Source organism: Aeromonas sobria (genome assembly GCF_006243315.1).
GTDB lineage: Bacteria > Pseudomonadota > Gammaproteobacteria > Enterobacterales > Aeromonadaceae > Aeromonas > Aeromonas sobria_A.
Window position 1 is genome coordinate 130,039 of record NZ_NKWE01000019.1, and the last position, 24,003, is coordinate 154,041.

The following is a 24,003-nucleotide window of genomic DNA, read 5'->3' on the forward strand; positions in this document are numbered from 1 at the left end:
GTGATGGCTGACAGGGCAACTGGCGTCATAAAATTGTGTGCGAACAGGTCTGACAATCGCCGGTTCAGCGGCGCTGAGCGCGGCATTTTCCACGCCGGGTAGATATTGATATTTCCCCTTATTTACAGATGTTTTTTGTCATTTTGTGATCCGGGTTCGTGCCGATGGCACAACCGGGATCACAAGATGGTAGGAAAAGGCCGCAATTTTCCCTCCTTCGCCAATGATGGCTTCCAATGAAAGCGAGGTTTGCTATCATCCGGAGACATTTTTCATCTGTCGCCGGCTACAAAAGAATACCCTCATGTACACACAGTTCTTCGGCCTCTCGGAACATCCGTTTTCCATCTCGCCCAATCCTAAATATCTCTATATGAGCGAGCGCCACGGCGAAGCCCTTGCTCACCTCAACTATGGATTGCAAGATGGCGGCGGCTTCGTACTGCTGACCGGCGAAGTGGGCACTGGCAAGACCACCGTCTCCCGCTGCCTGCTGCAGCAACTGCCGGCAGAGACCGAGATCGCCTATATCCTCAACCCCTCTCTGACCGAGCGGGATTTGCTGGCCGCCATCTGCGACGAGTTTCAACTCCCCTACCCTGACGATGCCGGGATCAAGCGGCTGTTTGACCTGATCCGCGATCACCTGCTGGCCAACCTGGCAGCAGGCAAGCGTAGTGTGGTGTTGGTGGATGAGGCCCAGCACCTGCTGCCCGGGGTGCTGGAGCAGTTGCGTCTGCTCACCAACCTGGAAACCGACGAACGAAAACTGCTGCAAGTGGTGCTGATTGGCCAGCCCGAGCTGCAGCAGATGCTGCGCCAACCCCTGCTGCGTCAGCTGGCCCAACGCATTACCGCCCGCTATCACCTGCTGCCCCTGTCGCACCCTGATGTGGATGCCTATGTCCGTTTCCGGCTGCAGGTGGCTGGCTGCGTGCAACCAATTTTTACCCCCAGAGCCATCAAGACACTCCACCGCCTGAGTGGTGGCATCCCCCGTTTTATCAACCTCATCTGCGATCGCGCGCTGATCGCCGCCTTCTCCCGTGGCAGCTACAAAATAGTCCATAGCGATATCAGTCAGGCGGCGTTTGAAGTAAACGGGGTGCGAGACGAGGGGAGCTGGATCTCCGGTCTGATGATAACGCTGGCGGGCGCCCTACTGGTGGCCGCAGGTTGGTGGGGCTGGCAACTCTTTGGCGTATTACCCGAGCGCCCGGTGGTCAAGGTCGAAGTGCCAGTCACCATCGACGAGACCGACGAGCAGCAGGAACAACTGACCGAGGCGATCAATCAGGCCATCGATCCCGATAGCGCCATGCAGAATCTTTACAAAGTCTGGGGCTATGAGGTCGACTCTTTCGAGGCGACCTGTGACAACGCACCCCGTGCTGGCCTGCGCTGTCAGGAGGGAGAGGCAAGCCTCGATGAACTGCGTGCCCTGCAACATCCCGCCATGATCACGCTTACCGACGAGACTGGTGGTATCTATTACGCGACCCTGGTCAATCTGGGGCCGAGCAAGGCCAGCCTGATGATCGGCAGCCAAAGCTGGCAGGTGGAGCGGCAGTGGCTCACCGACAACTGGGGTGGCAGCTACACCCTGCTCTGGCGTATGCCCAAAGGGGGTGTCAGCCTGATTGCCAGCAATGCCGGACAAACCCAGGTCCAGTGGCTCGACAACGCCCTGAGCCGGGCGCTGCAACAGCCCGAACGCAAGGTGCGCCGTTTCGATGGCGAGCTCAAAAGCAAACTGCAGCGGTTCCAGCAAGATCAGGGACTGACCCCCGACGGCATTGCTGGCAGCAATACCCTGTTGCGCCTCAATGCCCTCTCAGGTGAACCCATGCCCAGACTGGAGGATGCCTCCTGATGTCTACCCTGCTCAAGGCGCTGCACCGCGCACAGCAACCGCAACAGAGCGCCCATATCCCCGCCATGGGGTTGCCAATGCCCCGTGAAGAAGAACGCAACCCCCGCCGCATCGGCTGGCTGCTCGCACCCTTGGCACTGCTGCTGGGTATGGCCGCCAACTATGGCTGGCATCTGCTGCACAATCGCCCCATTGAAGAAAAAGTGGAAGTAAAGGAGGTAATTACCCCTCCTTTCGTGCGGGTCGAACCCAAGGCGATGATCACTCGGCCACTGCCGCCCCCCTTGCCTGAGCCGGTGGTACAACCTAGCGCGGTGGCCAGAAACGACGCAGCCAACCAGGGCAAGGCACCCTCTTTGAGCTTGGCCGAGCAATTGATGCGAGCCCTCAACGACACCCCGTTGCAAGAGACCCCCGGGGCATCCGCTCAGAACGTACAACCGGCTCAATTGATGGCACTGGCTGCTGCTCCACAGTCGATACGCCAGCAAGTGCCAACACTGAGCTACGGCTCCCATCTGTTCTCATCCAATGCGGCCAAGCGGGCCGTCGTGCTCAATGGCCGCGAATACCGTGAGGGCAACGAAGTGGCACCCGGCGTGCACCTTGCCACCATAGAGCAGCAATACATTGTGCTGGATGTGGGTGGACAGAGCGTCACCCTCAAGGCGCTGCAGGATTGGCGCGGATAACGCATAAATTGCACAGCGTCATCTTTGGCGCCATCTTGGCGAGCATCATGCAGGGCAGTAGTGACGCAGGCTGTTACTTTTATCAGCACCCATTCAGGCTTAGTGTGATGAAATATTCATTTTTGCTGATTGGTGTGCTCAGTGCCGTTGTGTCGCGGCCAGCGGCCGTACACAATACGCAGCTGCCCCCAGAACCTGGAATTTGTTGATTAATATGACATTACGATTCAGGGATGAGATCTTGCCCCTGCTGCTGGCCCAGTGCCGGCGGCTCCCCATGACCAGAGTCACCCAGGTGATTTTTCTGGTTCTGCTGCTGATGCTGGCGCAACAGAGCGCCGCACTGACCTGGCGTTTGCTCACCCTAGCAAGCCCGCAAACCAGCCAGCCGTGGCAACCAACACCGGTAGCCACGGCCAGCCAGAGCGGCCCACGCCTTGAACTGGGAGAGATAAGCCGTCTGGCGCTGTTTGGCAAAGCCCTGCAACAGGCGCAGAACAAAGCAGCAACAGTGGCGGCCAATGCCCCGCGCACCCAGCTCAATGCCCAGCTCAACGGAGTGCTGGCAAGCTCCGATCCCGCTAAATCCATCGCCATCATCGCCATGTCCGGCATTCAAAACTCCTATGGTGTCGGTGACATGATTGACGGCACTCAAGCCAGGATCCGCCAGGTCTTCTCCGATCGGGTGATCATCGAGCGGGATGGCCGTGACGAAACCCTGATGCTGGACGGCGAGGAGTACGGTAAGCCGCTGCCGCAAACCGATAACGCCGCCCCCCTCAGCGCCCTGCGCAGCGAGCTGATGGCCGATCCGGGCAAGATCACCGATTACCTCAATATTTCACCGGTGCAGACAGATGGCCGCATGACCGGCTATCGCCTCAACCCGGGCAACAATCCAGCACTTTTCAACCAGAGCGGGCTGCAGGCCAATGACCTGGCCATTAGCATCAACGGGCTGGATTTACGGGACAACATGCAAGCCATGCAGGCCATGCAGCAGATGGCTGGCGCCACCGAACTGACAGTGATCGTTGAGCGGCAGGGCGAGCAGTTCGACGTCTATGTGCGCTTGTCAGAATAATGATTTGGAGTCGTACCAAGAATGACCACTAAAGGAAAAGGCTGGCGTCTGGCCACTATCGCAGCGGCACTGATGATGGCGGGCTCAGCTTGGGCTACCGAATATTCGGCCAGTTTCAAGAATGCCGACATTGAAGAGTTCATCAATACGGTGGGCAAGAACCTCAATAAAACCATCATCATAGAGCCCTCGGTGCGCGGCAAGATCAACGTGCGCAGCTACGATCTGCTCAATGAGGAGCAGTACTACCAGTTCTTCCTGAGCGTGCTCGACGTCTACGGCTTCGCCGTGGTGCCGATGGACAACGGGGTGCTCAAGGTGCTGCGCTCGCGGGATGCCAAAACCTCCGCCATTCCGGTGGTGGATGGCAGCAATCCGGGGGTGGGCGACGAGATGGTGACCAGGGTAGTACCGGTGCGCAACGTGTCGGTCCGTGAGCTGGCGCCCCTGCTGCGTCAGCTCAACGACAACGCCGGTGGTGGCAACGTGGTGCATTACGAGCCCTCCAACGTGCTGCTGATCACCGGCCGCGCCGCCGTGGTCAATCGGCTGGTGGAAGTGGTGAACCGGGTCGACCGCGCCGGCGATCAGGATGTGGACATCATCAAGCTCAAGTTCGCCTCGGCTGGCGAAATGGTGCGGCTGGTGACCAACCTCAACAAGGATGGCAACCCCCAGGGTGGCACCGCCTCCCTGCTGCTCTCCCCCAAGGTGGTGGCCGACGAGCGCACCAACTCGGTGGTGGTGAGTGGTGAGCCGAAAGCGCGCGCCCGCATCATCCAGATGGTGCGCCAACTCGACCGCGACCTGCAAAGCCAGGGCAATACCCGGGTCTTCTACCTCAAATATGGCAAGGCCAAAGACATGGTCGAGGTGCTCAAGGGGGTCAGCACCAGCATCGAAGCCGACAAGAAAGGGGGCGGTGCAACCACGGGTGGCGCCAGCATCGGCGGTGGCAAGCTGGCCATCTCTGCCGATGAGACCACCAATGCGCTGGTCATCACCGCTCAGCCGGATGTGATGTCCGAGCTTGAGCAGGTGGTCGCCAAGCTCGATATTCGCCGTGCCCAGGTGCTGGTGGAGGCGATCATCGTCGAAATGCAGGATGGTGACGGCCTCAACCTCGGGGTGCAATGGGGCAACGCCAACGGCGGCGGTACCCAGTTCACCAACAGCGGGCTGCCGCTCGGTGGGGCTATCGCCGCAGGCAAGGACTACGACAAGGGCAAGACTGACACCGCTGCCAATCTGCTGAAAGATTTCAACGGCATGGCAGCCGGTTTCTATAAAGGTGATTGGGCCATGCTGGTCACGGCACTGTCGACCAATACCAAGAACGATATTCTCTCTACTCCGAGTATCGTCACCATGGACAACAAGGAGGCCTCCTTCAACGTCGGACAGGAGGTGCCGGTCCAGAGTGGTTCGCAAAGCTCCACCACCAGCGATCAGGTGTTCAACACCATAGAGCGCAAGACAGTCGGTACCAAGTTGACGGTGACGCCGCAGATCAACGAAGGGGATTCAGTGCTGCTCAATATCGAGCAGGAGGTCTCCAGCGTCGCCCAGACCCAGGCGACCGGCACCGCCAACCTTGGCCCCACCTTTGACACCCGCATCGTCAAAAACGCGGTAATGGTGAAGAGTGGCGAAACCGTCGTGCTGGGTGGTTTGATGGACGAGCAGACCAAGGAGCAGATCTCCAAGGTGCCGCTGCTGGGGGATATTCCGGTGCTGGGCTACCTGTTCCGCTCCACCTCCAACACCACCTCAAAGCGTAACCTGATGGTCTTTATCCGCCCGACCATTTTGCGCGATGCCAACGTCTACTCCGGCATCTCCAGCAACAAGTACTCCCTGTTCCGCGCCGAACAGCTCAATGCTGCCGCCCAGGATAGCTATTTGACGTCACCTACCCGTCAGGTGTTACCCACCTACGGACAAGATGTGATGCTCTCGCCAGAGGTAGAACAGCGACTCAAGCAGATGCAAGTTCAGCCACAACCACAGCTGCAACAGCCCCAGCACAACGTCGATACCGCCACGCCATTTTTGCAGGGTAAGCCCTGATGAGTGCTTATCATCTCGATGGGGGGGTAGGCCCTGCGCCCCTGCCCGAGCTGCCCTTTGCCTTTGCCCGCAACTTCGGGGTGATCCTGATGGAGCGGGCGGGCTTGGCGATATTGCAGTGCCGCCCCGGCGTCACCCCGCAAGCCCTGCTGGAAGTGCGGCGGGTGGCGGGCTGTGCCTTCACGGTAGAGCAACTGGACAACGACACCTTTGAAGAGCTGCTGATGGCCCACTACCAGCGCGACTCCTCCGAGGCACGCCAGTTGATGGAAGATCTCGGCAACGAGATGGATTTCTTTGCGCTGGCCGAAGAGCTGCCGCAAAGCGAGGATCTGCTGGACGCCGATGACGACGCCCCCATCATTCGCCTGATCAACGCCATGTTGAGCGAAGCGATCAAGGAAGAGGCCTCCGATATCCATATCGAGACCTTCGAGCGAGCCTTGGTGATCCGCTTTCGCATCGATGGGGTGCTGCGGGAGATCCTGCGCCCCCATCGCAAACTGGCCTCACTGCTGGTATCGCGGATCAAGGTCATGTCGCGGATGGATATCGCCGAGAAGCGGGTACCGCAAGATGGCCGCATCTCATTGCGGATCGGCGGCCGCGCCGTCGACGTGCGGGTTTCGACCATGCCGTCAAGCTACGGCGAGCGGGTGGTACTGCGTCTGCTGGACAAAAACAACGTACGCCTCGAGCTCAAACAGCTCGGCATGACCAAGCCCAACCGCACCATCATCAGCGAACTTATTCGCAAGCCCCACGGCATTATCCTGGTGACCGGCCCGACCGGTTCAGGCAAGTCCACCACCCTCTACGCGGCGCTCTCGGAGATCAACTCGCGGGATCGCAACATCCTGACGGTGGAAGACCCCATCGAATATGACCTTGAAGGGGTGGGCCAGACTCAGGTCAACAGCAAGGTGGACATGACCTTCGCTCGCGGTCTGCGCGCCATCTTGCGCCAAGACCCTGACGTGGTGATGGTGGGGGAAATCCGGGACCTGGAGACCGCCCAGATCGGAGTACAAGCATCCCTCACCGGTCACCTGGTGATGTCAACCCTGCACACCAACACCGCCATCGGCGCCATCACCCGGATGCGGGACATGGGGATCGAGCCCTTCCTGCTCTCTTCATCTCTGTTGGCGGTGCTGGCCCAGCGGCTAGTGCGCACCCTCTGCCCCGATTGCCGCACCCCGCGCCCCATCACCGAGCAGGAGCGGCTGGCGATGGGTATCGAGCTGGCACCCGATCAGCAGGTGTGGCGCCCGGTGGGCTGCGAACAGTGTAACCACACCGGCTACCGTGGCCGGACCGGCATTCACGAGCTGGTGGTGATCGACGAAGCGGTGCGCGAGGCGATCCACAGCGCCAGCGGCGAGCTGGCCATCGAGCGGCTGATCCGTGGCCACACCCCCAGCATTCGCCGCGATGGCATCGACAAGGTACTCAAGGGGCAGACCAGCCTTGAGGAAGTGCTGCGCGTGACCCGGGAAGATTGATATGGCGGCATTCGAATACAAGGCCCTCGACAACAAGGGGCGCAGCAAGAGCGGGGTGATGGAGGGCGACTCGGCCCGCCAGGTACGCCAGCTGCTACGCGAGCAGGGGCTCACCCCCCTTGAAGTGAACGAGACCACCGAGAAGGCGAAGCGGGAAGCGACCCGTTTTGCCCTGTTCCGCCGTGGCGCCAGCACCGCCGAGCTGGCCCTGATCACCCGCCAGCTGGCGACCCTGGTCGGTGCCGGTCTCACCATCGAAGAGGCGCTGCGGGCGGTCGCCGAGCAGTGCGAAAAAGCCCACCTGCGCAGTCTGGTGGCCACGGTGCGCAGCAAGGTGGTGGAAGGCTATTCGCTGGCCGATTCGCTGGGGGCCTTCCCCCACGTATTCGACCAGCTGTTTCGCTCCATGGTGGCGGCCGGTGAAAAATCGGGCCATCTGGAAAAAGTGCTCAACCGGCTCGCCGATTACACCGAGCAGCGCCAGCATATGCGCACCAAGCTGCTGCAGGCGATGATCTACCCGATCGTGCTCACCTGCGTGGCGGTCGGGGTGATCTCGATCCTGCTCACCGCAGTGGTGCCCAAGGTAGTGGCCCAATTTGAACACATGGGTCAACAACTGCCGGCTACCACCCGCTTTCTCATCGGCACCAGCGAGTTGATGCAGCACTACGGCCTCTGGTTCCTGCTGCTGATCTTCCTCGGCAGCTTTGTCTGGCGCTGGTGGCTGACCGATGAGAAACGCCGCCGCCACTGGCATCAGGTGATCCTTGGTCTGCCGGTGATTGGTCGGGTCAGTCGCGGTCTCAACACCGCCCGTTTCGCCCGAACCTTGAGCATTCTCAACGCCAGTGCGGTGCCGCTGCTGGAGGGGATGAAGATCTCCGGCGAAGTGCTCTCCAACGACTTTGCCCGCACCCGTATTGGTGAGGCGGCAGAGCGAGTACGCGAAGGAACCAGCCTGCGCAAGGCGCTGACCGAGACCAAAATTTTCCCGCCCATGATGCTGCACATGATCGCGTCGGGTGAGCAGAGCGGCGAGCTCGACAGCATGCTGGAGCGGGCGGCGGACAACCAGGATCGGGAGTTTGAATCCCAGGTCAACATCGCCCTCGGGGTGTTCGAGCCGCTGCTGGTGGTCTCTATGGCCGGGGTGGTGCTGTTTATCGTGATGTCGATCCTGCAGCCGATCCTCGAGCTCAACAATATGGTGAACATGTAAGTTTCCGGCGTTCGACTGCCCCGCTGGCGGCCTGTCGAACCCACCCATTTCAATCTCTGATGGGCTATCCCATCTCATTTCGTTAGGGAGTCATAGCAATGCAAAAGCGTCGTCAATCCGGTTTTACCCTGCTGGAAGTCATGGTGGTCATCGTGATCCTCGGCATTCTGGCCAGTCTGGTGGTGCCCAACCTGATGGGCAACAAAGAGAAGGCTGACCAGCAGAAAGCGGTCTCCGATATCGTGGCGCTGGAAAACGCACTCGACATGTACAAGCTGGACAATAACCGCTACCCGACCACCGAACAGGGTCTGGACGCGCTGGTGACCAAACCCTCCATCGATCCGGCCCCCCGCAGCTACCGCGATGGCGGCTACATCAAGCGCTTGCCGCAAGATCCCTGGGGTAACCCGTACCAGCTGCTGAGCCCGGGCCAGTTTGGCAAGCTCGACATCTTCTCCATGGGTCTGGATGGTGAAGCCGGTACCGATGACGACATCGGCAACTGGAACCTGAAGGATTTCCAATAAGTGATGTGCCGCCACCGCATTCACCCCGCCTTGCTGGAGCAGCCTGAATGAGGGCTGCCCCATCTGCTCGTCACCAATCCGGCTTTACCCTGCTGGAGGTGCTGTTGCGTGGTGCCGCCATGCTGACGGGGTGGCACTATATCGCCACAATGCGGTCAAGGAGTGCGCGATGAAGCATGCTCGCCAAGCTGGTTTTACCCTGCTGGAGGTGCTGCTGGTGGCCATGTTGATGGGGCTGGTGGCCACCGCCATCACCCTCAGCATGGGGGGCGCCAGAGGGGATCGTGAGCTGGACAAGCAGGCGCGCCGCCTGATGGCGACCCTGCAGCTGGCGCAGGAGTATGCGGTGATGGATGGTCGGCTGGTGGGCATTCGCATTGAGGATAACGGCTGGCAATTTATGCAGCGTCAGGCCAAGGATCGCAAGTGGCTGGCCCTGACCGGCGACAAGCAGCTGGAGCCGGTACAACTGGCCGAGAACATGACGCTGGCACTGGAGCTGGAAGGCTTTGGCTGGCAACCGGACCCAGACGAAAAGACCGAGCAGCAGCGCGACGAGAAGGAGCGCACACCGCAACTGCTGCTCTTCCCGGGCGGCGAGCTGAGCCCGTTTGTACTCACCTTCACCCAGCAGGATGACGATGTGCGCTACACCCGCATCGTCAAGGGGGACGAGTTCGGCCGCCTGACCCTGCTCACCGGTGATGAAGATGAAGAGGTGAGCGAGTGAACGCCCGTGGCATGACCTTATTTGAGAAAGGAGTCATGGTGGCGCCGCCTCTGTGCCAACAACCCACGCAACAGGTGGCGCTATGAACGCCCGTGGCATGACCTTGTTTGAGAACGGTGTGATGGTGGCGCCGCCTCTGTGCCAACAACCCACGCAACAGGTGGCGCTATGAACGCCCGTGGCATGACGTTACTCGAGGTGATGGTAGCGCTGGCGATATTTGCCATCGCGGGCCTTGCTGTGATGAAAACCGCCAGCGAGCACCTCTCTGCCCTCAACTATCTGGAGCAGAAGACCCTGGCCACCTGGGTGGTGGAGAACCAGCTGGTGCAACAGAAGCTCGAGAACAAGTGGCCCGGCGACAGCTGGGTGGAAGGGGATGAGCAGATGGCGGGCAGCACCTGGTACTGGCGCTATCGCGGCGTGGCCACCAGTGACAACAATTTTCGCGCGCTCGATATGGAAGTGCGCACCGAGGCCAAAGCCGACAGCCCGGTCGCCATGATGCGGACTTATCTCAGCCGATGATTCAACGCCCAATCCGCACGACTCACCCCGCCCGTCACGCCGGTTTTACCCTGCTCGCGACGCCGATAGTGCGCTCGCCCATTCGCTCGCCGCACGCCCGGCCAGCTCGTCAGGGCGGTTTTACCCTGCTTGAGATGCTGGTGGCGATCGCCATCTTCGCCAGCCTCAGCATGGGCGCCTATCAGGTGCTGCAGGGGGTGCTCACCAGCGACGAGGTGGCCAAACGCAAGGAGGCCCGCCTCAACGAATTGCAGCTCGCCTTCACCCTGCTGGAGCGAGATGTCACCCAGATGGTACCCCGCAGCGGTCGCATCGAGGGGGAGAACAACAAGGTGCTGCTGGCGGCGTCCCGTTTCGGCCAGCAGAGCGATGACTGGGGCATGGCCTTTATGCGTAGCGGCTGGCTCAATCCCGATGGCATGCTGCCCCGCTCCCATCTGCAGCGGGTCGGCTGGCGGCTCAAGGATCAAAAGCTCGAACGACTCAGCTACCTCTATCCGGATCCGGTGATCGGCACCGAGCCGCGCATCCAGCCGGTGCTGGAAGGGGTCACGGCATTGCGTCTCTACTTCTACGACAAGGGGAGCTGGAAAGAGGAGTGGACCCAGCGCAGCGTGCTGCCTTACGGGCTGGCAGTGGAGCTGGATCTGGAGGATTACGGCACCATTCGCCGTCAATTCCTGATTGGGGCCGGTGGCCAGCGAGTCGAAAATGCGAACTAAGCGCCTCTCACCACCCCGCCGCCAGGGCGGCATGGCCCTGCTGGTGGTGCTGCTGATCCTCTCGATTATGGTGATCATCGCCAGCAACATGAGTGGCCGCCTGCAGCTTGAGCTGCGCCGCACCGCCAACATTACCACCGGCAAACAGGCCTGGTGGTATGCCTTGTCAGCGGAAGCGCTGGTGAGCAAGGTGCTGGCGCAGGATTTCAAAGATAACCCGGAAGTGGTTAATCTCAGTCAGAACTGGGCCCGCAAGAATACGGTGTTTCCGGTAGATGATGGCCAGCTGAAGGGGGAGGTGACCGACCTGCAATCCTGCTTCAATCTCAACAGCCTGAGCGTGCCCCCCAAGGAGGGCAGCAGTGGCGAAGATCTGGAGCAACAACCCTACCCGGTACAGGTGTTTCGCGAACTGCTCAAGCAACTGGCGATGGAGGAGTATGAGGCGGCCCAGCTCACCGATGCCATTCGTGACTGGACCGACAAGGATACCGCGCTGGTCTCGAGCCTCGGCGCCGAAGATGCCTATTACGAGGGGCTTAAGCCCCCCTATCTGACCGCCAACCAGCTGATGTTGGGCAAGGACGAGCTGCGAGCAGTGCGCGGGGTGACGGCCCGGGTCTATGCCAAACTGGCCCCTTACGTCTGCGCCCTGCCGAACGACAAGTTGAAGATCAATATCAATACCCTGGCCCCCGAGCGCCCCGAGTTACTGGTCGCCCTCTATCTTGGCAAGATTGGCTTGAATGATGCCAAACGGGTGCTGACCGAGCGGCCACAGAAGGGGTGGAAAGAGCCCAAGCTGATGACGGATCAACTCGCCCCGGCCGATACAGTCAAAGGACTTGAAGAGGCGCTGGTGGTGAAAAGCGACTTCTTCGAAGCCCGGATGGTGGCGGAAGTGGGCGATAACCGCGCCTGGCTCGAGACCCTGTTCCAGCGGGGCAAGGACAACAAACTGGTGATGCTGCGCCGCCTCAATGGTGGCGCCGAATAAACAGCGTATCTGCGGGCATCTGGTCGCGGGTACAAGAGGTTTTGGCTGCAGCCTGCGGGCTGCGCACTGCTCGTCCCCTTGAGGCCGAACAGTATCGCAGGAGAGAGATGCGTGAGCGAAAGTCTGGTCATCCGACTGGGGACCAATAAACAACAACCCGTAGCCTGGCTGGTCTGGTCCGGTCAGGAGCAGGAGATCATCGCCTCTGGCACCCTGCCCTCGGCCGATGCACTGAGCGAGCTGCAGGAGCGGGCCGGTGGCCGCCCCGTGGTCACCCTGGTGCCGGGCAGCGATCTGGTGTTCCGGCGTGTTACCCTGCCGGGCCGTTACAACAATCAGTCGGCGGCGGCCCTCCCCTACCTGCTGGAAGAACAGATCGCCTCCGATGTGGAAACCCTGCATCTGGTGGTACTGGCCCATGACGGTCCACAAGTCGATCTGATGGCAGTGGATCAGCAAAAGATGAACGCGTGGCTCGACTGGCTCGAGGCTGCCGGCCTCAAAAGCCTGCAGTTGCTGCCCGATGTGCTGGCGCTGCCACCGGCCGCAGATGGCTGGTCTGCCCTGCAGCTCGGCAGCGAATGGCTGGTGCGCCAGGGCCCCTGTCAGGGGATCGTCGCCGACGAACCGCTGCTGGCCATGTTGCTGGCAACCGAAGCCGAACCGGTCACCATCCACAGCCACACCCAGGTGCCCGCCATTGCGGCCGCCAACTGGCAGGCGGCGGAGCCCGAACTGCCGATGCTGCTGCTGGCCAAGGGGGCACTCAGCTGTCGTGCCAACCTGCTGACCGGCCCCTACCGGCCGCAGACCGAATATGCCCGCTACTGGTTGCAGTGGCGCAAGGTGGCCATCACCGCTGGCCTGTTGCTGCTGGTGGCCCTCGGCCAGCGCGGGGTGCAGCTCTACCAGCTCACCGAGCAGGACAAGGCGCTGAAAGCGGAGATCCGTCAGGTCTACACCCGCATCTTCCCGGGCGAGAGTCGCATCGTCAACGTGCGCAGCCAGATGGCCCTACACCTCAAGTTGATGGGGCAAACACCGCAAAACGGGGTGCTGCTGATGCTCACCGAGCTGGCCCCCACCTTTGCCGAAATCCCCGGCCTGAAACCACAGGTAATGCGCTTTGATGCCAGTCGCCGCGAACTGCGGCTGCAGGTCACCGCTCCCGGCTTTGCCGAGATCGAGCGATTCCGCGAGCTGGCAGGCAAGCAATTCGAGGTACAGCAGGGGGAGGTGCGCAGCACCGAGGGCAAGGTAGAGGGTTCACTGGTGCTCAAAGGTAAATCATCATGATGGAAAAATTGCAGAGCTGGTGGCAGGGCATCAGCGCACGGGAACAACGGCTGGTGGTCGTGGGCGGTGCCCTGCTGCTAGTCGGCCTCTGCTACTGGAGCATCTGGCAGCCCATCGCCAACCGCATCGCAGAGCGGGAGCGGCAAGTACAAAACCAGCAACAGACCCTGGCCTGGCTCAAAGAGAAAGGTGAAGAGGTGCTGGCCATGCAGGGTGGATCTGGTCGCCAGATTGACACCAGCGGCACCTTGGAAGGGGTGGTCAACCGCACCGCCTTCAACCACAAGATCAAGATTGCCCGGCTGCAACCCCAGGCGCAGGAGCTGCAGGTGTGGATCGACACGGTTCCGTTCGATGATCTGCTGCTGTGGCTCGCCACCCTGGTCGAGCAACACGGCATTCAAGTGCAAATCATCGAGATCGCCCGCGAAGGGCTGGCCCCCGGTCTGGTCAAAGTCAGACGTTTGCAGCTGAGCCGCCCCCAATGAAAAAACCTATCCTGATTGCCAGCTTCTTTCTGGCGGCCTATCTGGTGTTTCTGCTGGCCACCCTGCCTGCGGCGCTGGTGGCGCGCTATCTGCCGCTGCCTGCCAACATTGCCAACCTGCTGAAACTGGAAGGGGTGAGCGGTACCCTCTGGAGCGGCCAGGCAGCCCGGCTGCAATATGCCAGCGAATCGGTGAGCCAGCTGCGCTGGGATCTCAACGGTTGGTCACTGCTGCGACTCGCCCCCGAAGTGACCCTTCGCTTTGGCGATCGTAACGGACTGAACGGTCAGGGCATTGTCGGCTGGAATGGCGCCGCCTTCGGCCGGGACCTGACCCTCAACGCCCCCGCCCCCTGGTTGCTGAGCCGGGTGCCGATGCGCCTGCCGATCCCGATCACCGTCACCGGTCAGCTGCAGCTCAAAGTGGATCAGTTTGCCCAGGGCACCCCCTGGTGTGACAACCTCTACGGCAACCTCGACTGGTACAACGCCAGCGCCGATACCCCGGCGGGCAAGCTGGATCTGGCCGACCCCGAGGTGAAACTCACCTGCCTCGACTCCAAACTGGTGGCAGAGCTCAAGCAGGGCTCCGATGCGGTGCAGACCATGGGTCGCCTCGAGCTGCAACCCAATGGCCAGTACCTGTTCCAGGGCACCCTGAAGCCGGGCCCCGAACTGCCAGAGCAGATGCAGCAAGGGCTCCCCTTCCTCGGCCAGCCCGACAGCCAGGGCCGCTTCCCCCTGCGCTATCAGGGGCAGATTTAACGCCTGCAACCACAAGGCCCCGGAGTATTTTCCGGGGCCTTTATCCGCTAATAGCCAGATCCTGTTACCAATATTTGTTTATCTCGTGGCGCAACGCTTCGGCGGTTGCCTGGCCGCTTTCTGAGGCCAGTGCCCGTCCGGCGATAAAGGTCTTGGCCCGGATCCCTTCAAACAGATGGATATCTTCCGGCACGATACCGCCGGTGATCGACAGATCCAGCCCCAGCTCGGAGAGCGCCCGCATCTTGCTCAAATCGGATTGGGTCCAGCTGACCCCGGCCAGCTCGGCATCCCGCGAGCGATGATAGATAGCCTGGGTGATCCCCATATCGGCCCACTGTTTGGCATCATCCAGCGTCCAGTTGCCATAAATCTCAATCTGGATCTCCCCGCCAAACTCATCCGCAACCTTTTTGCAGGCAGCAATGGTGGCGACGTGCGCGGCGGCCGATACCGTGATCCAGTCAGCCCCGGCCGAGAAGGCCATACGGGCCAGAATGGCGCCACCATCTGTGGTCTTCATATCGCACACTATGATGTGATCAGGGTGACGCTCGCGCATGGTGCGTACCGCAGACATGCCTTCCGCAAAGGCCAGAATCGTGCCGACCTCGATGACCTCGACATAACCGGCGACGCGATCGGCAATATCCACGGCGGTAACAAGATCGGTAGAATCCAGAGCAATCTGTAACATTGGTTTGGTCATACTATATTCCCTCAATTTAAAACCTTGGCAGAATGGATTGGCCCATTGATTTAAAGTCGATAAGAGGCCGTAACCTGACGTCACTAACATAAATAGATGGGCGATTTAAATAACAGGTCGACTAATTAACGCTGGCCGTAATAGGCATTTTCACCATGCTTTCTGAAATAGTGTTTATCAGACAACTCCTGCGCAATATGGATGGCCGGATTCAACGCTCTGGTTGCCAGCGCCATGGTGGCGACCTCCTCCAGCACCAGTGCATTGTGCACCGCATCCAGCGCACTCTTGCCCCAACAGAAGGGAGCATGGCCGGTAATGACTACGCCTGGCAGGGCCTGCGGATCCAGATCCCGACGCTGAAACTCTTCAACGATGACCTTGCCGGTATTTTTTTCATAATCAACGCGGATTTCATCTTCGGTCAGCGGACGGGTACAGGGAATATCGCCATAGAAATAATCGGCGTGTGTGGTGCCCAATGCCGGAATATCCATGCCTGCTTGCGCCCAAATAGTGCCATGACGGGAATGAGTGTGCACAATTCCGGAAATACCCTTGAATGCGTTATATAAAACCAGATGCGTCGCCGTATCACTGGATGGGGATAAATGCCCGTCAACAACTTGCCCATCCATATTAACGACCACGATATCGTCAATAGTCATATTGTCGTAAGAGACCCCGGACGGCTTGATGGCCACCACCCCCAGGCTGCGATCAATCTGGGACACGTTGCCCCAGGTCAGGGTAACCAGACCGTATCGGGGCAACAGCAGGTTGGCCTCCAGTACCGCCTCTTTCAATGAGTTGTACATTCCGTTCTCCTGGGCCCCTTGCGGGGCCGAATTGGGGGCCTCAGGCCACTTGCGCCAGCGCCTGGTCAATGACGTTGAATACATCTGCCGTGCTCTGGCATGCTCGCAGCTTGTCGAGGTTGATCCCGCTCTCGCTGTGTTCATCCTCCAGCACCTGAGTGACCTCCATCAGCCCCTCCATATGTTCATCCGAGGTACTGCCTGCCAGCGTCACCAGCACATCCACCGGCTCCTCTTCCCCTTCAAACGTCACCGGTGTGGTCAGGGTGACCAGTGCAAACGCCGTACGGTTGACCCCATCTTCCGGCCTCGCATGGGGCATCGCGAACTGTGGAGCAATCACGATATAGGGCCCCATCTTTTCAATGCTGCCGATGATCGCATCGTGGTAGCGAGGATCCACGGCGCCGGAGCGGATCAGCATGTCGGTGCCCAGTTTGATGGCGCTGCGCCAATCGGTGGCAGTTGCGTTGAGCAATACAGAGTTGTTTTCCATCAGAGATTGTTTGAATTTCATCTTGTTCTCCTTGCCCGCTGCCTAGTGCAGCGAGGTTCGTTGGATTATTTGGCAAAGTTGCCGTTGATGATGCCCAGCAGTTCATCACCAAACGAATTGGGGTTGAGCATGTTCTGCACCCCCAGCACGAATTTGCCCTCACCGGGGTTCATTTCGCCAGCCAGATGCTTGGAAGAGACGATGATGTCGGTGGTCTGCAGCTTGGTTTTGTAATCGGCCACAGCGCAGGAGTCCATGACATGGGGCACGCCACGCTGCTCGAGAAACTTGCCGATCTTCATCTTCATCATCATGGATGAGCCCTGGCCGTTGCCGCATACCGCCAGGATCCGCACTGCATGTCCCCCTTTGGTACTCTCGGCTGGCAAGGCTGACAGATCGGCCGCGTCTTCTGCCGCGGCAGCACTCGGGACGGCCATATCCTCTTCCATGCGCAGGGTGCGGGAAGCGAAGTACATATAGATCCCGGCGCCGGCCAGCAACACCACGAAGAACAGGGAAGAGAACGAGAGCCCCTGCATGATCACCGGGAACACCAGCGCCCAGTCCGCCATGCCCATCCAGCCATTGAAGCTGGTGCCATTGACCGCGAACAGGTGGATTGCCCAGGCAGAGCCCAGCACCTCGATGATCCCCATCACGAAGCAGATCTTCATCACTGCGCGCCAGCCGCCAAAGTGGTTGGCGAACACCCCTATGGTGGCGTTGGAGAAGAACATGGGAATGAAGCCCGGGATAATCATGATGGGCGCCTGGAATGCCAGCAGGGCAAGCACCGCGAGGAACTGACCGATGGCACCCCACATGAAGCCAAAGACCATGGCATTCGGTGAGTAGGCGTAGATGGCAGCGCAATCGATTGCCAGGACGGCGTTGGGAATGACCCGTTCGGAGATCCCCTTGAAGGCCTCGGAAAGTTCAGCAACGAACATCCGCACCCCCACCACTATGACCTGAATGGCGACCGCAAACTTGAGGCCAGTCTCGAGAATGTAGATGGACCAGTGGGTCTGACCCGCCATCTGCTGCAGATTATCGAGACCAAACGAGAGCAGGATGATGCCGAAGAAGATGGTCATCACAATGGCGGTGGCCGTGATGCTGTCGTGGAAGATGTGCAGCCACTTTGGCAGTTTCAGGTGATCGACACTCTCTTCCTTATTGCCCAGTTTCGGCGCCACCTTGGTGGCAATCCAGGAGGCGACCTGTTGTTGGTGGCCGATGGAGAACCCCGCGCCGCCAGTCACTTCCTGGGTGGGCTTGAACATGATGTTGGAGGAGATCCCCCAATAGAGCGCCATGATGACGGCGGAATAGAGGATGGTTTCCCACATCGAGTACCCCATCACCATATAGAAGACCGCGATCAGACCTACCTGCTGAAACATGATGTGGCCGGTCAGCATGATGGTGCGGATCCCGGTATAGCGCCGCAGCAACACCAGCAGAATATTGAGTGCCAGCGCCAACAATACTGAGTAGCCGACCCAGGAGTAGTTATCACCCATGGTTTCCATGGTCGCCATCATGGTGGTGTAGGGGTCAATCACGGAACCGGTGAGGTGGTGATACTCCGCAATCTTGTCCACCACCGGCTTGAAGCCGGCCACCAAGGTACTGGCGCCCACCTGCACCAGCATGAAACCAACGATGGTCTTCACGGTGCCCTTGACGACCGTCGTGCCATCCTGCTTGAGCAACAGGTAGCCAATACAGGTCACCAGCCCCAACAGCAGGGGTGCCTTGGTCATCACCTGACTGTAAAAGATGTAAAAAGCGTTGTAGAGGGTTTCCATATTTATGCTCCGTCCAGATGAGGACAACTCATTGCTATTGGATTGGTGCGGACATCTCACCATTCATATGGGCATTGCTTTACCTGACGCCCAGCGAGCAGATTCAACTGTCACCACTCACTGCAGAATCTAAAATAATCATACGTGGTCACATTGTGATTTATTGTGATGAAGATCTAGGTCGGGAGAATCTCTTTTTTCCATCACCCGGATGTGAAGTTTCGGTTAAAGGCACACAACAAGCCGCATAAAAGGATTCAAAAAAACCCAACAATGAACGCCATATAAATAAACCCTATAAATACAAACACTTAAAGGCATGCTCATCTCTTAATTGTGATATCCCGCAATTAATCTCACAAAACAATCACGACAATCATTGATAATCACCAGAAGCGATAATATAGTCACAGCCAATCAAAACGAATCATTGGCTCGCAACCATGCAGGCCATGTCATCACCCGATGAATCACCACTGCGTGAACCATCCAAACCAGAAAAGGTATGTCAGATGAGCAAGATTGAAGAAATCACCCGTGAATCGTGGATCCTCAGCACCTTCCCCGAGTGGGGCACCTGGCTGAATGAAGAGATTGAGCAGGAAGAGGTCAAACCGAACACCTTCGCCATGTGGTGGCTGGGTTGCACCGGTATCTGGCTGAAGTCTGCCGGCAATACCAACATCTCTATCGACTTCTGGTGCGGCACCGGCAAGCGCACCCACGGTAATCCCAACATGAACAAGCAGCACCAGATGATGCGGATGGGTGGCGTACGCAAGTTACAACCCAACCTGAGAACCTCGCCATTTGTGCTCGATCCGTTCGGGATTAAAGATATCGATGCTGTGTTGGCCACCCATGATCATGCTGACCATATCGACGTCAATGTGGCGGCGGCCGTGCTGCAAAACTGTGGGAATCATGTGAAGTTCATCGGCCCCCAGGCCTGTGTCGACCTTTGGCTGCGCTGGGGTGTGCCTGCCGAGCGTTGTGTGGTGGCGCGCGTGGGTGACGAGATCCCGGTGGGTGACATCGTGATTCAGGTGCTTGATGCATTTGACCGTACTGCGCTGGTCACCCTGCCAGCTGGTGTCTCATCTACCGACAAAAACATTCTGGATAGCATGGACGATCGGGCGGTGAACTATCTGGTCAAGACATCCGGTGGCAACCTCTACCACTCGGGTGACTCTCACTACTCCAACTACTACGCCAAGCACGGCAATGACTACCAGATCGATGTGGCGCTGCTCTCTTATGGCGAGAACCCGCGTGGGGTAACCGACAAAATGACCTCATCAGATATCTTGCGGGCCGGGGAGTCCCTCAATACCAAGGTGGTGATCCCGTTCCACCACGATATCTGGGCTAACTTCCAAAACGATCCCCGCGAGATCGAAGTGCTCTGGAATATGAAAAAAGAGCGCCTCGGCTATCGCTTCAGCCCCTTCTTCTGGCAAGTCGGTGGCAAGTACACCTTCCCGACCGATCAGAGCAAGCTGCACTACCAGCACCCGCGCGGGTTTGATGACATCTTCATCGACGAGCCGGAGCTGCCTTACAAGTCCTTCCTGTAAGCACAACATGTCGTTGGTCGGGTAATGCAAGGGATGGTGATTGATATGGGCCAGCAAGGCGTCATATCAATCACCCCCGCTATTACCCACCCCCTCACCAGACAACAAGAAGATCAGACGATGCGCTATCACGCCCTGGCCCTCGATCTCGATGGCACCACCCTGACCAGTGCTCACACCATCATGCCGGCCGTCAAAGCTGCCATCATGAGGATCAAGGAGCAGGCCACCGTCATGCTGGTCACCGGCAGACACCACACGGCCGCCCACCCCTATCACCACGAATTGGGCCTGACCACCCCCATCATCTGCTGCAACGGCACCTACGTTTACGACTACCACCAACCCGCTGTGCTGGCAGAGAACGCCATTCCCCACGATCTGGCACAACGCTTTATCACGCTGGCAAGGGAGCACCGGCTCAACCTCGTCATGTATGTCACAGACCGCATGGTCTACTCCGCTCATCAACCGGTGCGCTACATGGCTGCCCTGCAGCAATGGGCCAGCAGCTTTGCGCCGCCGATCCAGCCACTGGTGGCCACTGTTCATTCGTTTGAAGAGGAGCTGGCAAACAGCAGCCATGTCTGGAAGTTCGTGGCAGAGGGAGAGATCGCCGCCATTCAAGCCTTCTCAAATCACCCCTGGGTACGCGAGCACTTCAGCGGCGAGCAGTCCTGGTCCAACCGGGTTGATTTTGCCCGCTGTGGCAACAGCAAGGGGGCGCGACTGCAGGAGTACCTGGACCAGCAAGGGATCAGCCCGGCACGACTGGTCGCCATCGGCGACAACCATAACGACACCTCCATGCTCTGCCTCGCCGGGATGGGCATCGCCATGGCCAATGCCGAGCCTGAGGTCAAGCTGATGGCCAACCGGGTCACCCGCGAGAGCAGCGACGAGAGCGGGATCCTCGAGGTATTGAACCGTTACTTCCCTATCTGAATGCAGGAGCTTGTATGCATAACTTTGACCATGCCTTTCGCCTCGGCCTTTATGAAAAGGCGATGCCCTCCGAACTGGAGTGGCAAGAGAAAATTCTGTCGGCCAAGGAGCTTGGCTTTGATTTCATCGAAATATCCATTGATGAGTCAGATGAAAAACTACAGCGGCTGGATTGGTCAGATAGCGAAATCTATCAGCTCAGACACCTGTGCGAGCAGCACTGCTTCCCGCTGCACTCCATGTGCCTGAGCGCCCATCGCCGCTTTCCGTTTGGTTCGCAGGATCCGGCCATCCGCGAGCAGGCGGCCATCATCATGGAAAAAGCGATCAATCTGGCCTACAAGCTCGGCATTCGCTGCATCCAGCTGGCGGGCTATGACGTCTATTACGAACCCCAAAGCGACGAGACCCACCACCATTTCGTGGCAGGGATGAAAGCGGCAGCCAAAATGGCAGAGCGGGCAGGCATCATGCTGGGTGTGGAGATCATGGATACCCCCTACCTCAACTCCCTCAGCAAATTCGAGGTGCTGAAAAAGCAGATCCCCTCCCCCTACTTTATGGCCTACCCGGATGTCGGCAATATCACCGGCTGGAACTATGACACCTGCACCGAGCTGCAATTGAGTGCGGACCATATCGTGCAGATCCACCTCAAAGACACCCGTAAGGTATCGGCCAGTTGCAACGGGCAGTTCCGGGATCTGGTCATTGGCGAGGGAGAGGTCGACTTTGCCGCCATTTTCAACACGCTGGCAAAAATCGGTTACAACGGCCCCCTGGTGCTGGAGATGTGGGCCAAGGATGCACAGTGGGCCAGCAACCTGAAAACGGCCAAGGCACGACTGGTCGAGCTGGGCCAGCAAGCCGGTCTGGCGCTAGGCTAAACGCCGGTCACCAGAAAAGCGGACAAGAGCGCTGTCATTCACACTTATGCGCGATATAATCACCACCAAATCAGATTCAATCATCATTAGGCATGATATGACAGAAGCACATCGCCATAACGCCATTTTGGAATTGCTCAATCAGAAACGTCATCTGTCGGTCAGCATCATAATGCAAGCCTTTGATATTTCTCCGGCCACGGCTCGCCGCGATATCAACAAGCTCAATGACTCCGGCAAACTGCGCAAGGTGCGTAACGGGGCCGAAGCATTGATGCAGGTAAAAAAGGCCCACTGGTCTCCCCTCGACAGCAACGAAAACCTCAATCACAGCGACAATCACAGCGAAAAAGTGCGGATCGCCCAAGCAGCTGCGGATCTGATCAAACCCGGCGAAAGCGCGGTCATCAACTGTGGCTCCACCGCCTTCGTGCTGGGTCAGGAGATCTGCGGGCAGGATGTTCAGGTCATCACCAACTACTTCCCGCTCGCCAACTACCTGATCGAGAATGACCATGACGGCGTGGTGATCATCGGGGGTCAATACAACAAGTCACAATCCATCACCCTGGCACCGCAGGACGAGATCTCCTCCCTCTATGCCGGGCACTGGATGTTCACCAGCGGCAAGGGTGTGACCGCAGATGGTCTCTACAAGATGGATATGCTGACCGCGATGGCGGAGCAGAAGATGCTCAACCACGTCGGCAGACTGGTGGTACTGGCTGACAGCAGCAAGGTAGGACAGCGGGCAGGCATGTTGTTCTGTGCAGCCAGCAAGATCGACATTCTGATCACCGGCAAGGATGCGGATAAAGACGTCATCGAGCAGATCAAAGCCAAGGACGTGCAGGTCATTCTGGTTTGACCGCATGAGGAGCGGGAGAGGCATGATTCACCACGCCTCTTCCACCAAAACCCAGATACGAAAAGGCCCAAGCGATTGAATCGCTTGGGCCTTCTCTTAAGATGGCGGAGGAGGTGGGATTTGAACCCACGGATGGTCACCCATCGCCGGTTTTCAAGACCGGTGCATTCAGCCGCTCTGCCACCCCTCCGAACGGCGTGCATACTACGTCAATGGCCCGTTCATATGCAATACATATTTCCTGTGGGATAGTGTGCGGGAGCAAAATGGCAGGTGGCTTGAAATTGTTCCTCGTCATCCCTATTTGTTCTACATACAATGCGTATAACAAGCGGTAACAAACAGCGATCACGAGACGGCCGCTCGCCGCCTCACCCGGACATCAAGAGGACACCCAAGATGGATACCCGTTCTATCTTCACTGGCACCCAAAGTGCCGTACGTGATACCAACAAGGTGCTGCGTAACACCTATATGCTGCTCTCCCTCACTCTGGGCTTCTCTGCCGTAGTGGCAGGGATCGCTACCGTGATGAACATGCCGCCGCTGCACTGGGCCGTATTCCTGATCGGCGTCTACGGTTTGATGTTCCTGACTCAGAAAAACCAGAATAACGGCATGGGTCTGGTATTCACCTTCGCCCTGACCGGTCTGATGGGCTACAGCCTGGGCCCGATCATCAACATGTACATGAACAATGGTGGTGGCGAGATCGTGATGACCGCCCTTGGCGGTACCGCGCTCACCTTCTTCGGTCTGTCGGCTTATGCCCTGACTACCAAGCGTGACCTCTCCTTTATCGGCGGCATGCTGTTCGTCGGTTTCTGGGTGCTGCTGGTGGCCATGGTTGCCAACATCTTCCTGCAGATGAGTGCCCTGAGCCTGGCGCTGTCTGCCATGTTCATGCTGTTCTCCTCCGGTGCCATTCTGCTGACTACTCAGCAGATCGTGCGCGGTGGCGAGACCAACTACATCTCTGCGACCGTCACCCTGTATGTCTCTATCTACAACATCTTCCTGAGCTTGCTGAGCCTGCTTGGCGGCAACCGCAACTAATCAGCAACCCCGCTTCGGCGCTGTCGCTTATACCCAACTCCCCACCCCCTCGGTGGGGAGTTTTTTTTGCGCGCGGGCATTGTTCGGGATCGGGCCGATCGCCGTTCAAACTCTCTTTTCTTGGTCAAGCCAGGTGGTCTGCATCGTAGCAGGGCACCTTGCTGTATCGCTCGTTCTGCCCACCAGCCTGTCTCTTAAACGCGAATGATGATCAACAGACAGGCACGCGGCGGGCTTTACCTTGCCTACGGCCACGGGTAGTGTGCTGGCAGCGCTTGCCCGAGGATGTCACCATGCCCTATGCCCGGCGCCCCACCCTCCCA

23 protein-coding genes and 1 tRNA gene are annotated in these 24,003 nt (G+C 58.8%); 19 read left to right on the forward strand and 5 right to left on the reverse strand.

The features are described from left to right. Nucleotides 1–304: 304 nt before the first annotated feature. The 14 genes from CF137_RS05455 (at nucleotide 305) to exeN (ending at nucleotide 14,504) form a co-directional block, all read left to right on the forward strand. On the forward strand, nucleotides 305–1,873 hold the full coding sequence (locus CF137_RS05455; protein ID WP_139718290.1) for an ExeA family protein: 1,569 nt from the start codon (nucleotides 305–307) through the stop codon (nucleotides 1,871–1,873). Then, entirely contained in the window at nucleotides 1,873–2,565 is a 693-nt protein-coding gene (gene exeB, locus CF137_RS05460; protein ID WP_101319220.1) for a GspB family T2SS assembly factor variant ExeB, read from the forward strand. The genes CF137_RS05455 and exeB overlap by 1 nt, the downstream gene beginning before the upstream one ends. 241 nt (nucleotides 2,566–2,806) lie before the next feature. After that, nucleotides 2,807–3,652 carry a GspC family type II secretion system variant ExeC gene (exeC, locus tag CF137_RS05465; RefSeq protein ID WP_139718291.1) on the forward strand — a complete coding sequence of 282 codons (846 nt, stop codon included), beginning with the start codon at nucleotides 2,807–2,809 and terminating at the stop codon, nucleotides 3,650–3,652. A 21-nt stretch (nucleotides 3,653–3,673) separates the two neighbouring features. Continuing rightward, nucleotides 3,674–5,722, forward strand: coding sequence for a GspD family T2SS secretin variant ExeD (gene exeD, locus CF137_RS05470; protein WP_139718292.1), 2,049 nt, complete (start codon nucleotides 3,674–3,676; stop codon nucleotides 5,720–5,722). After that, nucleotides 5,722–7,227: a GspE family T2SS ATPase variant ExeE gene (gene exeE, locus CF137_RS05475; protein ID WP_139718293.1), complete on the forward strand. Its 1,506-nt coding sequence runs from the start codon at nucleotides 5,722–5,724 to the stop codon at nucleotides 7,225–7,227. The genes exeD and exeE overlap by 1 nt, the downstream gene beginning before the upstream one ends. A 1-nt stretch (nucleotide 7,228) precedes the next feature. Continuing rightward, nucleotides 7,229–8,449, forward strand: a complete 1,221-nt coding sequence (gene exeF / locus CF137_RS05480; protein WP_068976754.1) for a GspF family T2SS innner membrane protein variant ExeF — start codon at nucleotides 7,229–7,231, stop codon at nucleotides 8,447–8,449. A gap of 98 nt (nucleotides 8,450–8,547) precedes the next feature. Then, nucleotides 8,548–8,979 (forward strand): GspG family T2SS major pseudopilin variant ExeG, encoded by a 432-nt coding sequence (gene exeG / locus CF137_RS05485; RefSeq protein WP_101323939.1) that lies wholly within the window; start codon nucleotides 8,548–8,550, stop codon nucleotides 8,977–8,979. 169 nt (nucleotides 8,980–9,148) lie between these two features. Further along, nucleotides 9,149–9,709 (forward strand): GspH family T2SS minor pseudopilin variant ExeH, encoded by a 561-nt coding sequence (gene exeH / locus CF137_RS05490; protein WP_139718294.1) that lies wholly within the window; start codon nucleotides 9,149–9,151, stop codon nucleotides 9,707–9,709. 168 nt (nucleotides 9,710–9,877) lie between these two features. After that, nucleotides 9,878–10,237 carry a GspI family T2SS minor pseudopilin variant ExeI gene (exeI, locus tag CF137_RS05495; protein WP_139718295.1) on the forward strand — a complete coding sequence of 120 codons (360 nt, stop codon included), beginning with the start codon at nucleotides 9,878–9,880 and terminating at the stop codon, nucleotides 10,235–10,237. Continuing rightward, nucleotides 10,234–10,959: a type II secretion system minor pseudopilin GspJ gene (gspJ, locus tag CF137_RS05500; RefSeq protein WP_275066010.1), complete on the forward strand. Its 726-nt coding sequence runs from the start codon at nucleotides 10,234–10,236 to the stop codon at nucleotides 10,957–10,959. The genes exeI and gspJ overlap by 4 nt, the downstream gene beginning before the upstream one ends. Beyond that, nucleotides 10,949–11,956 carry a GspK family T2SS minor pseudopilin variant ExeK gene (exeK, locus tag CF137_RS05505; protein ID WP_139718296.1) on the forward strand — a complete coding sequence of 336 codons (1,008 nt, stop codon included), beginning with the start codon at nucleotides 10,949–10,951 and terminating at the stop codon, nucleotides 11,954–11,956. Before gspJ ends, exeK begins: the two co-directional genes overlap by 11 nt. A gap of 111 nt (nucleotides 11,957–12,067) precedes the next feature. Next, nucleotides 12,068–13,252, forward strand: coding sequence for a GspL family type II secretion system protein ExeL (exeL, locus tag CF137_RS05510; protein ID WP_139718297.1), 1,185 nt, complete (start codon nucleotides 12,068–12,070; stop codon nucleotides 13,250–13,252). Continuing rightward, the gene (gene exeM, locus CF137_RS05515; RefSeq protein WP_042020162.1) at nucleotides 13,249–13,740 is read left to right on the forward strand and encodes a GspM family type II secretion system protein ExeM; all 492 of its coding nucleotides are present in this window, start codon (nucleotides 13,249–13,251) and stop codon (nucleotides 13,738–13,740) included. The genes exeL and exeM overlap by 4 nt, the downstream gene beginning before the upstream one ends. Next, nucleotides 13,737–14,504 (forward strand): GspN family type II secretion system protein ExeN, encoded by a 768-nt coding sequence (gene exeN, locus CF137_RS05520; RefSeq protein ID WP_139718298.1) that lies wholly within the window; start codon nucleotides 13,737–13,739, stop codon nucleotides 14,502–14,504. Before exeM ends, exeN begins: the two co-directional genes overlap by 4 nt. Nucleotides 14,505–14,568: 64 nt before the next feature. Here the strand turns inward: exeN and CF137_RS05525 are convergent, their stop codons facing one another. The 4 genes from CF137_RS05525 to CF137_RS05540 form a co-directional block, all read right to left on the reverse strand. After that, complete coding sequence (locus CF137_RS05525; protein ID WP_139718299.1) at nucleotides 14,569–15,213, reverse strand: 3-keto-L-gulonate-6-phosphate decarboxylase UlaD; 645 nt, start codon at nucleotides 15,211–15,213, stop codon at nucleotides 14,569–14,571. A 125-nt stretch (nucleotides 15,214–15,338) separates the two neighbouring features. Continuing rightward, a complete protein-coding gene (locus tag CF137_RS05530) occupies nucleotides 15,339–16,031 on the reverse strand; it encodes an L-ribulose-5-phosphate 4-epimerase (protein ID WP_139718300.1) in 693 nt (230 codons plus the stop codon). 40 nt (nucleotides 16,032–16,071) lie between these two features. After that, nucleotides 16,072–16,548, reverse strand: coding sequence for a PTS sugar transporter subunit IIA (locus CF137_RS05535; RefSeq protein WP_139718301.1), 477 nt, complete (start codon nucleotides 16,546–16,548; stop codon nucleotides 16,072–16,074). Nucleotides 16,549–16,592: 44 nt separating this feature from the next. Continuing rightward, the gene (locus CF137_RS05540; RefSeq protein ID WP_139718302.1) at nucleotides 16,593–18,344 is read right to left on the reverse strand and encodes a PTS ascorbate-specific subunit IIBC; all 1,752 of its coding nucleotides are present in this window, start codon (nucleotides 18,342–18,344) and stop codon (nucleotides 16,593–16,595) included. Between the two features lie 512 nt (nucleotides 18,345–18,856). On the opposite strand from CF137_RS05540, the gene ulaG reads away from it, so the two are divergent. From ulaG to ulaR, 4 genes are all read left to right on the forward strand, one after another. After that, entirely contained in the window at nucleotides 18,857–19,924 is a 1,068-nt protein-coding gene (ulaG, locus tag CF137_RS05545) for an L-ascorbate 6-phosphate lactonase (RefSeq protein ID WP_139718303.1), read from the forward strand. Between the two features lie 33 nt (nucleotides 19,925–19,957). After that, nucleotides 19,958–20,869, forward strand: a complete 912-nt coding sequence (locus tag CF137_RS05550; RefSeq protein WP_240038514.1) for a Cof-type HAD-IIB family hydrolase — start codon at nucleotides 19,958–19,960, stop codon at nucleotides 20,867–20,869. A 14-nt stretch (nucleotides 20,870–20,883) separates the two neighbouring features. Further along, nucleotides 20,884–21,756, forward strand: a complete 873-nt coding sequence (locus tag CF137_RS05555) for an L-ribulose-5-phosphate 3-epimerase (protein ID WP_139718304.1) — start codon at nucleotides 20,884–20,886, stop codon at nucleotides 21,754–21,756. Between the two features lie 97 nt (nucleotides 21,757–21,853). Next, complete coding sequence (gene ulaR / locus CF137_RS05560; RefSeq protein ID WP_101319355.1) at nucleotides 21,854–22,624, forward strand: HTH-type transcriptional regulator UlaR; 771 nt, start codon at nucleotides 21,854–21,856, stop codon at nucleotides 22,622–22,624. Between the two features lie 102 nt (nucleotides 22,625–22,726). Here the strand turns inward: ulaR and CF137_RS05565 are convergent. Beyond that, a tRNA-Ser gene (locus tag CF137_RS05565) sits at nucleotides 22,727–22,814 on the reverse strand. Nucleotides 22,815–23,023: 209 nt separating this feature from the next. On the opposite strand from CF137_RS05565, the gene CF137_RS05570 reads away from it, so the two are divergent. Beyond that, nucleotides 23,024–23,680, forward strand: coding sequence for a Bax inhibitor-1/YccA family protein (locus tag CF137_RS05570; protein ID WP_101323919.1), 657 nt, complete (start codon nucleotides 23,024–23,026; stop codon nucleotides 23,678–23,680). The last annotated feature ends 323 nt before the right edge of the window (nucleotides 23,681–24,003 follow it).

Bases quoted from the DNA above. Each gene is read 5' to 3' on its own strand.
- CF137_RS05455 (WP_139718290.1), top strand. From the start codon at position 305: ATGTACACACAGTTCTTCGGCCTCTCGGAACATCCGTTTTCCATCTCG.
- exeB (WP_101319220.1), top strand. From the start codon at position 1,873: ATGTCTACCCTGCTCAAGGCGCTGCACCGCGCACAGCAACCGCAACAG.
- exeD (WP_139718292.1), top strand. From the start codon at position 3,674: ATGACCACTAAAGGAAAAGGCTGGCGTCTGGCCACTATCGCAGCGGCA.
- exeE (WP_139718293.1), top strand. From the start codon at position 5,722: ATGAGTGCTTATCATCTCGATGGGGGGGTAGGCCCTGCGCCCCTGCCC.
- exeF (WP_068976754.1), top strand. From the start codon at position 7,229: ATGGCGGCATTCGAATACAAGGCCCTCGACAACAAGGGGCGCAGCAAG.
- exeG (WP_101323939.1), top strand. From the start codon at position 8,548: ATGCAAAAGCGTCGTCAATCCGGTTTTACCCTGCTGGAAGTCATGGTG.
- exeH (WP_139718294.1), top strand. From the start codon at position 9,149: ATGAAGCATGCTCGCCAAGCTGGTTTTACCCTGCTGGAGGTGCTGCTG.
- exeI (WP_139718295.1), top strand. From the start codon at position 9,878: ATGAACGCCCGTGGCATGACGTTACTCGAGGTGATGGTAGCGCTGGCG.
- gspJ (WP_275066010.1), top strand. From the start codon at position 10,234: ATGATTCAACGCCCAATCCGCACGACTCACCCCGCCCGTCACGCCGGT.
- exeK (WP_139718296.1), top strand. From the start codon at position 10,949: ATGCGAACTAAGCGCCTCTCACCACCCCGCCGCCAGGGCGGCATGGCC.
- exeM (WP_042020162.1), top strand. From the start codon at position 13,249: ATGATGGAAAAATTGCAGAGCTGGTGGCAGGGCATCAGCGCACGGGAA.
- exeN (WP_139718298.1), top strand. From the start codon at position 13,737: ATGAAAAAACCTATCCTGATTGCCAGCTTCTTTCTGGCGGCCTATCTG.
- CF137_RS05525 (WP_139718299.1), bottom strand. From the start codon at position 15,213: ATGACCAAACCAATGTTACAGATTGCTCTGGATTCTACCGATCTTGTT.
- CF137_RS05530 (WP_139718300.1), bottom strand. From the start codon at position 16,031: ATGTACAACTCATTGAAAGAGGCGGTACTGGAGGCCAACCTGCTGTTG.
- CF137_RS05535 (WP_139718301.1), bottom strand. From the start codon at position 16,548: ATGAAATTCAAACAATCTCTGATGGAAAACAACTCTGTATTGCTCAAC.
- CF137_RS05540 (WP_139718302.1), bottom strand. From the start codon at position 18,344: ATGGAAACCCTCTACAACGCTTTTTACATCTTTTACAGTCAGGTGATG.
- ulaG (WP_139718303.1), top strand. From the start codon at position 18,857: ATGAGCAAGATTGAAGAAATCACCCGTGAATCGTGGATCCTCAGCACC.
- CF137_RS05550 (WP_240038514.1), top strand. From the start codon at position 19,958: ATGGTGATTGATATGGGCCAGCAAGGCGTCATATCAATCACCCCCGCT.
- CF137_RS05555 (WP_139718304.1), top strand. From the start codon at position 20,884: ATGCATAACTTTGACCATGCCTTTCGCCTCGGCCTTTATGAAAAGGCG.
- ulaR (WP_101319355.1), top strand. From the start codon at position 21,854: ATGACAGAAGCACATCGCCATAACGCCATTTTGGAATTGCTCAATCAG.
- CF137_RS05570 (WP_101323919.1), top strand. From the start codon at position 23,024: ATGGATACCCGTTCTATCTTCACTGGCACCCAAAGTGCCGTACGTGAT.